Source organism: Sulfitobacter maritimus (genome assembly GCF_013346665.1).
GTDB lineage: Bacteria > Pseudomonadota > Alphaproteobacteria > Rhodobacterales > Rhodobacteraceae > Sulfitobacter > Sulfitobacter maritimus.
Genome location: NZ_JABVBB010000038.1, coordinates 104315 through 116285 on the forward strand (window position 1 = coordinate 104315; position 11971 = coordinate 116285).

Consider the following 11971-nt stretch of genomic DNA (forward strand, 5'->3'; position numbering starts at 1 on the left):
CGCGCTATGGCTGGCCATTGCGTTCTTTTTGACACTGGCCCGCTGGGGCGTGGCACGGGATTTCGCGCGCCACAGCGGATCATCAGCGCAGCAACCCCGGCGGAGGTGCCGGCAGCCTTTGCGGCGCTTGAGGCGGCGCAGGCGAGTGGTGCTTGGCTGGCGGGGTATGCGAGTTATGAGTTGGGCTACCTCGGCTCTCGTAAGCTGTGCGATCTAATGCCTGCTGAACGTGGCCTACCCTTGCTGCATTTCGGGGTGTTTGATGCCCCTCAAGCGCATCGTTTCGAGGACGCAGCGGGGGATGCAAGCCTGTCTGACCTTACCCCGGATTGGGATTTCGCCCAATATGAAGCCGCCTTTGCGCAGGTGCAGGATTTCATCACGGCCGGTGACATTTATCAGGCCAATCTGACCTTTGGGATGGAGGGCCGCCATACCGGCACGCCCGCCGCGCTTTACGCCCGGTTGCGCCAGCGTCAGAAGGTGGAACATGGCGCCTTTGTTGATTTGGGCGGCCCAGTGCTACTCTCGCGCTCGCCTGAGTTGTTCTTTGCGCTGTCGGCCGACGGACATCTAACCGCGCGCCCGATGAAAGGCACGGCACGGCGCGGGCTGGATGCTGTCGAAGATGCCGAACTGCGTGCCGAACTCGCTGCCTCGGAAAAGAACATGGCCGAGAACCTGATGATCGTGGATCTGCTGCGCAACGACATCAGCCGGATCGCTGAACTTGGCAGTGTTAAAGTGCCGGAGCTTTTCGAGATCGAAACCTATGAGACGCTGCATCAAATGACCTCGCGCGTCACGGCGCAGATCTTGCCGGGCAAGCGTCTGGCCGACATCTTTCATGCGCTTTTCCCCTGTGGGTCGATCACCGGTGCGCCCAAAATCCGCGCCATGCAGATTCTGCGCGCGCTAGAGCTCGCCCCACGCGATGCCTATTGCGGCGCGGTGGGCTGGATTGCGCCCTCTGGTGCGATGCAGTTCAACGTGGCGATCCGCACGGCGACCTGCCATGCCGATGGGCGGCTGCGGCTAAATGTTGGTGGTGGCGTGGTGCATGACAGCACAGCTGAGGATGAATATGCTGAAGCGCTGCTGAAAGCACGTTTCGCAACCCTGCCTCAAAACCGATAGCGGTGCAGCCCGCCACCGTGGTCACGCAGCCATTGGCGGGGGGCTTGATAATCACCGTAAATCCGCGTGACTTCGGCCCAGAAGGCAGGCGAGTGGTTCATCTGCGCCAGATGCGCGACCTCATGTGCGGCAACGTAATTGAGCACCTCCGGTGGGGTCATGATCAGCCGCCAAGAGAACATCAGCCCGCCGTCGCTGGTGCAAGACCCCCAGCGAGACCGCGTGTCGCGCAGGGTGAGGCGGTGGTAGGGGCGGCCCAGCCGTTCGGCATAGTCATCACAAGCCCCCGCGAGCCTGTCTCGGGCCACTTCCCGCAGATGCGCGGCCAAACGTTTGCCGATGCTCTCTTCAGCCCCCGGCACAGTGATTTCGGCCTCCCCGATCCGCACGCCGCGCCCCTGCCCTGCGGTAACACGCAGCATCTTACCGCCGACCGGAATCTCCGCACCGGGGGCGACGACGACATCCGCGCCGCGGGCGGCAAGATGCTGGCGAATCCAGTCTTCCTTAGCTTCGGCAAAGTCCAAAGCCTCGCGCTTGGCCAGCCGTTTGGGCATGGTCAGCGTGACCCGTCCGTCCAACTGCGAGATTCGCAACGAGATGCGCCGCGCACGCGCTGAACGGCGCAGAGTGAGGGGAATCGGCGGGTTGCCGGGCAGCACATGGTCTTTCATTACCGGGGCAACGTCCCTAGATAGAGGCCAAAGCCTTTGACAGTGCCCCCCTCATATGGCACTTGGCCGGAATCATCTACACGCAACAGCAATATTATAAAGGGGTGTTTCATGCCCAACGAAGAATGGGGAACCAAGCGCCTGTGCCCCACTACGGGCAAGCGCTTCTATGACCTCAACAAAAATCCGATCATCAGCCCCTACACGGGCGAAGAGGTCGAGGTCGACAACGCCAAGTCGCGCATGATTGCGGCGGATGCCGAGGATGCGGTCACAGCAAAAGCCAAGAAGGGCGACAAAGTTGACGACGAGTCGCTCGTCGATGACGATGATGCCGTAGACGTTGATCTGGACGATGATCTGCTGGACGACGATGACGACGACACGGATACTGTCCCGCTCGACGATCTGGCCGAAGTCGCCACAGACGACGAAGATTAATTAATCGGCGGCGGGGTCAATTTTCCGCTTGATCCCGCCTCCACCAGCGCCTAGACAGCGGCGCATGACGACCCGGATCGCACGATCCACGATGGGGCCTTAGCTCAGCTGGGAGAGCGCCTGCATGGCATGCAGGAGGTCAGCGGTTCGATCCCGCTAGGCTCCACCATCACCACTCCTTCGCAAATTCAGATATGGCTCGCCCGTTAATGGGGCTGACTGACGCGCATCCGCTTCGCGGCTACTCTGAGTCAGCGGTTCGATCCCGCTAGGCTCCACCCAACGCCTTACTAGCTTTAACGGTCGGCAACCGCGTTGAAAAAGCGGTGAGGGAGGCAGCGCCCCACAATCGGCTCAACGCTATCTGGTGGCTACAAAGACGCCTTGCGCCTGCAATCAAGGTCCGGTGCCTAAGGCCTGATTCCCGATCTTTAAAACACCGCCCGGCGAATCAAGTTCAGTCCCGCGACCAGCAGCACCACCAAGGTCATCTTTCGAAACAGCACCGGATCGACCCGGTCCATCACCTTGCCGCCGAGCCACACCCCAAGCATCACCGGGGCGAGCAGCAGCGCAGAGAACGGCCATGTTTGCGCATTGAGCACCCCCGACCCCACATGCGCGCCGAGCAGCGCCACAGCACCCAACCCGTAGATCACCCCCTGTATGCGCATTTGGTCGTGCTTATCTGTGCCGAGCGCGGTCAGATAGGCCACTGTTGGCGGCCCCCAGACACCCGACATACCGCCAATCGCTCCGGCAAAACTGCCCACTGCGGCCTCCACCCGCGCGGAGCGGCGGGGCAGGTGGAATTTGTATTTCGACAGTTGCAGCAAGGTGAAAAACACCACCGGGCCACCGATCAGCAAGAGCAGGGTCGATTGCGGCACTGATTGCACCAGCTGCGCTGTGATCGTCATAGCGACCGCGCCGAACAGCAGGAAAATCCAGAACAAGCGAATGGTCCGCAGCGCCGCCTTTGGCCCCTGCCGCAACGCTTGAAACGCATTTGCCAAGACAGTGGGCAGGATCAAACCAGCAAGCGCCAGTTCCGGCGCCATAAAGGTGGTCAGCCCGGAAATTAAGATAAGCGGCAACGCAAAGCCGACCACGCCTTTAACGAATCCGGCACAGAGCCCAATGACCAATGCGGCGTAAAACTCGAACGGGGTGAGAAAGGGGAAAATACTGTCCATGCCGCTACATAGCAGGCTATTTCGCCGCTGCACGACGAAAATCACCACGCAAGAATAGAACAAAACGCCGCAGCGAAACGTATCTTTGTTGTGCTGCAACTGCGAAGGCGCTATGTCTGCCTGCAAGCAAGAAAGGACAGCCCATGGCACATGACGGTCAGGACATGATGATGCAAAGCGTAATTCTCGACGATCTGACGGGGCTGACCGGCGCAGCCCTTCCGCCGCTAGACCGGCTGCTCGATACCGCCATCGCCGCCGTGCGCGCTCAGGTGAGCGATGGCGACCGCGTATCGGCCAAGTTAATTGAGGCTAACCAAACAGCAGCGCATGGCCTTGCCTGGCTCGCCACCTATGTGCAGGCGCTGCGCCAGATGCAGCTTTGGGCCGAACGCTTGCAGGAGGACGGACGCTTTGGCGAAGTGGAGCAATTGCTGCACCAGATCGCTTTTGGCGAATACCTCTGCCAGATCAGCGGCGGCATTCAGATGAACCAAGGCGAAATGCTGCGCCTGCAAGATTTGGGGTTGAGCGCCGAAGATAGCGCTGCGCTGGATAACCCAGCCATCACTACCCTGACCCGCTCTGGCAACACGCAGGCCGCGCGCAGCCGTTTGGTCGAACTGATGCAGGAACGCAATGCCGACGTCACCTTTGGCGTCAGTGGTCTGGATGAAGAGCTTGAGATGATCCGCGACCAATTCCGCCGCTACGCGGTGGAGAAGGTCGAACCCTACGCCCATGACTGGCACCTTAAGGATGAATTGATCCCGATGGAGGTGATCGAGGAACTGGCCGAAATGGGTGTCTTCGGCCTGACCATCCCCGAGGAATACGGCGGGCTGGGCCTGACCAAAGCCTCAATGTGCGTGGTCAGCGAGGAACTGTCGCGCGGCTATATCGGGGTCGGCTCGCTCGGCACCCGGTCTGAGATCGCGGCGGAACTGATCCTCTGTGGCGGCACCGACGCCCAGAAAGAGAAATGGCTCCCCCGCATCGCCAGCGCCGAAACCTTGCCCACGGCGGTCTTTACCGAGCCGAACACTGGCTCTGACCTTGGCAGCCTGCGCACACGCGCGGTGAAGGACGGGGACGATTACAAGGTGACTGGCAACAAGACATGGATCACCCATGCCGCCCGCACCCATGTGATGACCCTGCTGGCGCGCACCGACCCTGAGACCACCGACCACCGGGGCCTGTCGATGTTTCTGGCCGAAAAGACCCCCGGCGACAACGCCACCCCCTTCCCCACCCCCGGCATGACCGGCGGGGAGATCGAGGTTCTGGGCTATCGCGGCATGAAGGAATATGAGCTTGGTTTCGATGGCTTCGAGGTGAAAGGTGAGAACCTTCTGGGCGGCGAAGAGGGGCGCGGCTTTAAACAGTTGATGGAGACATTCGAGTCCGCCCGCATCCAGACCGCCGCCCGCGCCATCGGCGTGGCGCAATCGGCGCTGGATATCTCGATGCAATACGCACAAGACCGCAAGCAATTCGGCAAAGCGCTCATCAACTTCCCCCGCGTGTCGGGCAAGCTGGCGATGATGGCGGTGGAACTGATGGTAGCGCGGCAGCTGACCTACTACAGCGCCTTTGAGAAAGACGCCGGACGCCGCTGCGACGTAGAAGCGGGCATGGCGAAACTGCTCGGTGCGCGGGTCGCTTGGGCGGCGGCGGATAATGGCCTACAAATCCACGGCGGCAACGGCTTTGCGCTGGAGTATAAGATCAGCCGGGTGCTTTGCGATGCCCGAATTCTCAACATCTTTGAGGGCGCAGCGGAGATCCAAGCGCAGGTCATCGCGCGGCGTTTGCTTGGCTAAGCGCAGCGGGGGTTGAACCTGCCGCCGCTGTCAGGGACATAGGCGGCAGTTCACCTGAAAGGATGCCCAATGCGCATGTTTCTGATCCTCGCCAGCCTTGTCGTTCTGCCCCAATGCCAAAGCGACAGCACGCCTGACGTCTATGGCGATGGCAGCACGACTTGGCAGCTTACGACGCTGAATGGCAATCCGGTCACTGCCCGTGCCACGCTGATGTTCCCCGAGGCAGGTCAGATCGCTGGCAAAGCGCCCTGCAACAACTACAGCGGACCAATGACAGCCGAATTCCCGGCGTTTGAGACAGGCCCGATCGCCGCCACCCGCATGGCATGCCCGGATTTGGCGGTGGAAACCGAATTCCTGAACGCACTGGATCAAGCCACGACCGCCACGGTCGACGATGGCATGTTGACGCTATCAAACGGTAACGCTGCGACGCTGGTGTTCAGAGCCGCCGACTAAAGGCATCGATAAAGCGCGCGCGGGCTTCTGGCAGCGGTTTACCGCCCAGATCCCGCGCCAGATGGGCGGAGAGGAAGTGGCCGGTGGTGGTCAACCCCTGCGCCACTTCAGCGTCACTCCCCGCCCCGCCGCGCAGCACCGGGGGCAGCGGCAGCAGACGGTCGGCCCAATCGCCTGCGCCCTTGGCTGAGACTGCCCTGCCGGATTTGGGCGAGACATAGATCAGCCCTTCATGCGCCCCGGTGACCGCGCAGGTGTCGAGGTCGAGCGCATAGCCCATTTCTTCGAGCAGCCGCAGTTCCCATTTGAGATAGGCCAGCGGCCAGATCTCGCCCTGCCCCAGCATGTCCAAGAGCGCTTCAGTGCGTTGGTAAAGCGCGGGGTGCGGCTCGCGTTCGGGCAGGCAAAAGGACAGCAGCGCCGTTACTGCGTTCAACCCCGCCAGCGCCAGTCGGTCTTGCATTGCTACAGCGGCACGGCTGCGCAGCGGTTCCACGGTAAAGGCGCCAATATGGTCCTCCAACCGCGCCCGCCACGCCAAATCAAGCTGGGCGCCGGGCTGGAGGCTGGGCGCGATCTTGCGGCTGGTGCCGCCACGCACAACGCCCGCATGGCGGCCCTGTTCGGGGGTGAAGACTTCGATAATCGCAGAGGTTTCGCCATGTCGCCGCGCGCTGAGCAAGATGCCTTGATCGCGCCACTCCATCAACTGAACCCCGGCTCGTCCAACAGGTGGCGACCCTGACGGTCCTCCACCTCAATCACCCAAAGGTCCGGATCAAAACTGCGCTGGCGGGTGACGGTGGCATCGACTTCAGGCTCCGCGCCGGAGGCCAGTTCAATCCACTTCCGATCTCCGGTCATCAGATCAAAGGAGCGCTGGAACAGCACCGCGTTGCCATCCAGCGTGGCCAGTTTCACCAGCACCGCGCCACCGGTGTCATCGCCATGGGCTACCACGAAAGCGGGGATATCCTGCAACCGCAGCCGGGTCAGATAGGCATCCACCCAGAAGCGCGCGGTCAGACGGGGCATGTTCGGTTCTTAGTCGTTGCCATCTTTGAAATCCAAGCCCATCTCGGAATAACGCTCGGCCTCTTCCAGCCAGTTGGCGCGGACCTTGACCTGCAAGAACAGATGCACCTTGCGGCCAAGGAACTCTTCAAGCTCCTCCCGCGCGGCCTTGCCCACGGCCTTGATCGTCTCACCCTTGTTGCCCAGCACAATGCCCTTGTGACCGTCGCGCACGACATAGACCAACTGGTCGATCCGGGCGGAGCCGTCTTTGCGCTCTTCCCAATTCTCGGTCTCGACCGTGAGCTGATAAGGCAATTCCTGATGCAGACGCAGGGTCAGCTTTTCGCGGGTGATCTCGGCCGCGATATTGCGCATTGGCAGGTCAGCGATCTGGTCTTCGGGGTAGAGCCACGGCCCTTCCGGCACCTCGCCCGCCAGCCATTCGCGCAGCGTGTCGACGCCATGGCCGCGCTCGGCAGAGATCATAAAGGTCTCGGTAAAGTCGAAAGCCGCGTTCATCTTCTCAGTGAGGCCCAGCAGGACCGGCGCCTCGACGCGGTCAATCTTGTTGATCGCCAGCGCCACACGACGTCCCTTGGCGATGTTGCCAAGCTCTTCGAGGATGCGTTCCACGCCCTCGGTCATGCCGCGATGCGCTTCGATCAGCAGGACGATCACATCCGCATCCGCAGCCCCGCCCCAAGCGGCGGCAACCATCGCGCGGTCCAAACGGCGGCGCGGCTGGAACAGTCCGGGCGTATCGACGAAGACAAGTTGCGAGTCACCCTCCATCGCGACGCCGCGGATGCGGGCGCGGGTGGTCTGAACCTTATGGGTCACGATCGAGACCTTGGCTCCCACCATGCGGTTCAGCAGCGTGGATTTGCCCGCGTTGGGCTCTCCGATCAGGGCGACGAATCCGGCGCGGGTGGTCATGAGTTACTCTCCAATTGCCGCAGCAGCGTGGTGGCGGCGGCCTGTTCAGCGGCGCGTTTCGAAGGCGCGGTGGCAGCGGCTTCGGCACCATTGTCGAGCCGCGCTGTAATGGTAAAGACCGGCGCGTGGTCTGGCCCGCTGCGCCCGGTCTGGACATAGCGCGGCGGATTGAACCCGCGCGCTTGCGCCCATTCCTGCAAGGCGGTCTTGGCGTCGCGGGCGTCTTCCTTGACGGTCTTGAGGCGATCACCCCAAAGCCGCAGCACCAAATCCTTGGCCGCGTCAAAGCCGGCATCAAGATAGACCGCTGCGATCACCGCTTCAATTGCATCGCCCAAAAGCGCCTGCTTGCGCCGCCCGCCCGAAATCATCTCAGAGCGACCCAGCTTAAGCACCTTGCCCAGATCAATTTCACGCGCCACATCGGCGCAGGTTTCTTTGCGCACCAATGCGTTGAAACGCGGGGCCAACTGGCCCTCGGTGGCACCGGGATCCAGCGCCAGCAACGCTTCGGCCATGACAAGGCCCAAGACCCGGTCGCCCAGAAACTCCAACCGCTGGTTGTCGTCCCGGTTGGCCGAGGACATCGACGCGTGGGTCACCGCTCGGCCCAGCAGTTCCGGCTTGCCAAAGCTGTGACCGATCCGCGCCTCGAAGGCTTTAAGATCCCCGCTCAGCTTCATCTGACCGCTTCAAAGAAACGGTCGCCGCGCCATGTCCAGAAGAACAGCATCGAGCGGCCCGCAGAGCTGAACATGATCCGGTCCGCACGGCCAATGAGGTTCTCAAACGGCACGAAGCCCACGCCCCCCGCCCGCTGCGCCAGACGGCTGTCGGCAGAGTTGTCGCGGTTGTCGCCCATGAAGAAGTAATGCCCCTCGGGCACGGTATAGACACCGGTGTTGTCCGACTGCTGGTCGCCGATGTTCAGCACCGGATAAGAGACGCCATTGGGCAGGGTTTCGATCTGGCGGCTCTTTTTGCACACGCCGCCTTGGCCCACGGGACCATTTTCGCAGCGCGGGCGCAGGCGTTGTGGACCCTGCGGGGCCATAACCTCTTCAAACACGCCATCGTCTTCATGCTTAACCGGGGTGCCATTCAGGCTGATCACGCCATTGCGGATCTGCACCTTATCGCCGGGCAGGCCAATCAGACGTTTAATATAGTCGCGCCCCGACACCGGGTGACGGAAAACGACCACATCGCCGCGCTCAGGTTCCGATCCAAAGAGCCGCTCGTTGTCCCCATCAAAGACCCCGCAAACATCCTTGGCGTCGATCTCAATCCCCATGCCGGGCAGCATCAGGCTGGGGCAGGAAGCATAGGAGTAGCCATAGGCCATCTTGTTCACAAAGAGGAAATCACCAATCAGCAGGGTCTCTTTCATCGAGCCGGACGGAATCCAAAAGGGCTGGAAAAAGAGCGTCCGAAAGACACCGGCGATCAGCAGCGCCCAGAAGATGGTCTTGATGGTTTCGACAAAGGCGTTGCCGGTTTTTTCCTTGGCGGCCATGCGGCGCTCCTGACATATCGGTTTGGCGTTACATGCTTGGCGCTGTCGGGCAAGTCAAGAGAAGCGGCAAGCCTCAGCCACCGGGGGCCGGGAATTGGCCGATAACGCGGCGTTCAGGACCGGGGCCGCGCCTCAATCACCACGAATGCCTGCGCCCAAGGGTGATCGTCGGTCAGGGTGACATGGATGATGGCCTCATGGCCCGGCGGCGTCATCTCGGCCAAACGCTCAGCGGCCCAGCCTGTTACCTCCATCACCGGCTGCCCGGTGCGCAGGTTGCTGACAGCCATGTCGCGCCATGCGATCCCCATGCGCAGCCCGGTGCCGAGCGCTTTGGAACAGGCCTCTTTCGCGGCCCAGCGTTTGGCATAGGTGCCAGCGACATCGCGGCGACGCTCAGCCTTGCGCTGTTCGACTTCGGTGAACACGCGGTTGCGAAAACGGTCACCGAAACGGTCTAGCGTGCCTTGGATACGGTCGATATTTGCCAAGTCGGTGCCGATGCCAAGGATCATTGCGTGCCAATCTCTTCTGCGGGGTTCCGGCCAATAGACCATGGCCTGCGCTCAAGGAAAAGCCGAATGCGGCGCGGGATCTGTGCGTGGGAACGCAAAACGCCGCCCCGAAAGGAGCGGCGTTCACTGTAGTCAAATTCGGTTCGCTTTATGCGGCAGCGTGGCGGGCCTTCTCGGCCTTTGCCTCATCAATCGCACGCTGCACATCGGCACGTTGCTGGGTCAGGAACTCGTAGCCCGGACGACCAGCAGTAGCTTTGATCGCGTCATCATAGTTTTCGATCAAAGCGGATTCACCGTTGATGATCTCGTCATAGACCGCTTCGTCGTCACCGGTCACGGCATCGCGCAGCTTGAGCCAACCACGGTGTGCGGTTGCGGCAGCGGAGCCTTCTTCGGACACGTCGACGCCTTCAACGCCCAACTGGCGGTGCAGCTCGGTGTGGAATTTCTCACGCTCAGCAATGCGCTTGTCGAAAAAGCCAACAAAGCTCGCCTCATCCGAGACCTGTTTGCGGGATTCACGGTAGCCATCGCGGCTGTCGATCAGGCGGGTGTGCAGTTTCTTCAATGTGTCGATATGGTCGCTCATTATTGCCTCCTAGCTATGTTACCAGTCTGCCGTCCCAACGCGGCAGCGCGGCAATAGGTCCATAGCATTCGCAGCAATGAGTGGTTTTTCGCCGCGCCCCGATCAGCCCTCTCGCGCTTTGTCCATCAGACGGCGCATCTCGGCAATCGCAGGTTCCAGCCCGAGGAAGATCGCCTCACCGATCAGAAAATGTCCGATGTTCAACTCGCGCACCTCTGGGAATGCCGCGACGGGGGTGACGGTGTCATAGGTCAGTCCGTGGCCCGCATGAACCTCTAGCCCCAGCGAGGCGGCGAAAACCGACATATCGCGCAGTTTGGACAGTTCGGCATCCGCTTCCTCCCAACGGCCCTCGGCATAGGCATCGCAATAGGCGCCGGTGTGCAGTTCAATCACCTCGGCCCCGATCCGGTTTGCGGCTTCGATCTGCGCGCGCTCGGCGGCGATAAAGATCGACACGCGGCTGCCCGCTTCGCGCAGAGGGGCGATGAAATGGGCGAGTTTGTTCTCTTCCCGCGCAACCTCCAGCCCCCCTTCGGTGGTGCGTTCCTCGCGCTTTTCGGGGACGATGCACACGGCGTGGGGCTTATGACGCAAGGCGATCTGCTGCATCTCATCGGTGGCCGCCATCTCGAAGTTCAGCGGCACCGAAAGCACATCCATCAGCCCTTCAATGTCAGCGTCCGAGATATGGCGCCGGTCTTCGCGTAGATGGGCGGTAATCCCATCAGCGCCGGCTTTCTCGGCAATCTTGGCAGCGCGCAGCGGGTCCGGATAGGCCCCACCCCGCGCGTTGCGCACGGTTGCCACATGGTCGATGTTCACGCCCAATCTCAGCTTTGGTTGGTCAGCCATGGTCGTCCCTTTCGCATTTCTTGAGCCGACCATAGGTCGGAATTTTGGGCAACCCCATAGGCAGATCGCGAATTTTCAAAAATTTGTCGGCATCGGGCGACAAGGGCCGCTTTCGGGCAGCGTTGCGCCTGAGGGCCGGACTAATCCGCGTGGCGCTTAGCGTCGGCCTTTTGCGCGGCCTTATGCTTAAGTGCCTCAAACTTAGCCTTAATCATCCCACGCCGCCGCTTTTGATAGGCGCGCAGCACCGGGACCGATACGTAATAGGCAATAGAGGCGCAGATCATCCCCGGCAGCACGCCCCCGATCAGATAGGGGTAGAACACCTGGTGGAAGAAAACGGTCAAACCGCTCCAATCCATCGTGGCATCAGTAAAAATCGCCACGAAGTTTTCCTGCAAGTCCCGCCCGGCGTCGAGAAATTTGCCCCCAAAAGAGCGGTGTTCGGTCGCAGAGACAGGCGCACCCAGAAGCCAGTGACCAGTTTGCAAAGCCGCGATGCCAATCGGCACGTAGGTCAACGGGTTGCCAAAGAAGGTCGCCATCAGCGCCGCCAGCATGTTGCCGCGCATCAGCCGTGAGATCAGGGCCGCGACGACGAAATGCATCCCGTAAAAAGGGGTGAAGGTGGTGAACACCCCTGCCCAAATCCCCCGCGCAATGCGTTCAGGACTGTCCGGCAGGCGGCGCATCCGATGTTTGACATAGTGAAACGCACGCGTCCAACCACCGCGCGGCCACAGAAACTCGGCCAGCGCGCGCAGGGTCGGTTTCGGGTCGCGGCGTTTGAAAATCAAATCTTTC

The 11971-nt window shown here is 61.4% G+C and carries 15 protein-coding genes and 1 tRNA gene; 5 read left to right on the forward strand and 11 right to left on the reverse strand.

What is annotated here, in order from left to right; genetic code table 11:
- Positions 1–6 precede the first annotated feature (6 nt).
- On the forward strand, positions 7–1137 hold the full coding sequence (locus HTT03_RS15305; RefSeq protein ID WP_174860649.1) for an aminodeoxychorismate synthase component I: 1131 nt from the start codon (positions 7–9) through the stop codon (positions 1135–1137).
- On the opposite strand, the gene HTT03_RS15310 is transcribed toward HTT03_RS15305, so the two are convergent.
- The gene (locus HTT03_RS15310) at positions 1125–1811 is read right to left on the reverse strand and encodes a M48 family metallopeptidase (protein WP_174860650.1); all 687 of its coding nucleotides are present in this window, start codon (positions 1809–1811) and stop codon (positions 1125–1127) included. The two genes, HTT03_RS15305 and HTT03_RS15310, sit on opposite strands and share 13 nt — an antisense overlap.
- Positions 1812–1922: 111 nt before the next feature.
- Here HTT03_RS15310 and HTT03_RS15315 point away from each other — a divergent pair, with 111 nt between their 5' ends.
- Both HTT03_RS15315 and HTT03_RS15320 read left to right on the forward strand, forming a co-directional pair.
- Positions 1923–2252 carry a TIGR02300 family protein gene (locus HTT03_RS15315; protein ID WP_174860651.1) on the forward strand — a complete coding sequence of 110 codons (330 nt, stop codon included), beginning with the start codon at positions 1923–1925 and terminating at the stop codon, positions 2250–2252.
- A 93-nt stretch (positions 2253–2345) separates the two neighbouring features.
- Positions 2346–2421 (forward strand) — tRNA-Ala (locus HTT03_RS15320).
- A 262-nt stretch (positions 2422–2683) separates the two neighbouring features.
- Here the strand turns inward: HTT03_RS15320 and HTT03_RS15325 are convergent.
- Entirely contained in the window at positions 2684–3448 is a 765-nt protein-coding gene (locus HTT03_RS15325; protein ID WP_174860652.1) for a sulfite exporter TauE/SafE family protein, read from the reverse strand.
- 143 nt (positions 3449–3591) lie between these two features.
- Between HTT03_RS15325 and HTT03_RS15330 the strand changes: the two genes are divergently transcribed.
- Both HTT03_RS15330 and HTT03_RS15335 read left to right on the forward strand, forming a co-directional pair.
- Positions 3592–5274 carry an acyl-CoA dehydrogenase family protein gene (locus HTT03_RS15330; RefSeq protein WP_174860653.1) on the forward strand — a complete coding sequence of 561 codons (1683 nt, stop codon included), beginning with the start codon at positions 3592–3594 and terminating at the stop codon, positions 5272–5274.
- Between the two features lie 69 nt (positions 5275–5343).
- Positions 5344–5736 (forward strand): META domain-containing protein, encoded by a 393-nt coding sequence (locus HTT03_RS15335; protein WP_174860654.1) that lies wholly within the window; start codon positions 5344–5346, stop codon positions 5734–5736.
- Here the strand turns inward: HTT03_RS15335 and recO are convergent.
- From recO to HTT03_RS15380, 9 genes are all read right to left on the reverse strand, one after another.
- Positions 5720–6442, reverse strand: coding sequence for a DNA repair protein RecO (gene recO, locus HTT03_RS15340; RefSeq protein WP_174860655.1), 723 nt, complete (start codon positions 6440–6442; stop codon positions 5720–5722). The two genes, HTT03_RS15335 and recO, sit on opposite strands and share 17 nt — an antisense overlap.
- Positions 6442–6771: a DUF1491 family protein gene (locus HTT03_RS15345; protein ID WP_174860656.1), complete on the reverse strand. Its 330-nt coding sequence runs from the start codon at positions 6769–6771 to the stop codon at positions 6442–6444. Before HTT03_RS15345 ends, recO begins: the two co-directional genes overlap by 1 nt.
- A gap of 9 nt (positions 6772–6780) precedes the next feature.
- Positions 6781–7689: a GTPase Era gene (gene era, locus HTT03_RS15350; protein WP_174860657.1), complete on the reverse strand. Its 909-nt coding sequence runs from the start codon at positions 7687–7689 to the stop codon at positions 6781–6783.
- Positions 7686–8372 (reverse strand): ribonuclease III, encoded by a 687-nt coding sequence (gene rnc, locus HTT03_RS15355; RefSeq protein ID WP_174860658.1) that lies wholly within the window; start codon positions 8370–8372, stop codon positions 7686–7688. The genes era and rnc overlap by 4 nt, the downstream gene beginning before the upstream one ends.
- Entirely contained in the window at positions 8369–9205 is an 837-nt protein-coding gene (gene lepB, locus HTT03_RS15360) for a signal peptidase I (RefSeq protein WP_174860659.1), read from the reverse strand. The genes rnc and lepB overlap by 4 nt, the downstream gene beginning before the upstream one ends.
- Before the next feature lie 113 nt (positions 9206–9318).
- Positions 9319–9720, reverse strand: coding sequence for a holo-ACP synthase (gene acpS, locus HTT03_RS15365; protein WP_174860660.1), 402 nt, complete (start codon positions 9718–9720; stop codon positions 9319–9321).
- 148 nt (positions 9721–9868) lie between these two features.
- Entirely contained in the window at positions 9869–10312 is a 444-nt protein-coding gene (locus tag HTT03_RS15370) for a PA2169 family four-helix-bundle protein (RefSeq protein ID WP_174860661.1), read from the reverse strand.
- A gap of 102 nt (positions 10313–10414) precedes the next feature.
- Positions 10415–11167 carry a pyridoxine 5'-phosphate synthase gene (locus HTT03_RS15375; RefSeq protein WP_174860662.1) on the reverse strand — a complete coding sequence of 251 codons (753 nt, stop codon included), beginning with the start codon at positions 11165–11167 and terminating at the stop codon, positions 10415–10417.
- A gap of 140 nt (positions 11168–11307) precedes the next feature.
- Positions 11308–11964 (reverse strand): DUF2062 domain-containing protein, encoded by a 657-nt coding sequence (locus HTT03_RS15380; RefSeq protein ID WP_174860663.1) that lies wholly within the window; start codon positions 11962–11964, stop codon positions 11308–11310.
- Positions 11965–11971: the final 7 nt, after the last annotated feature.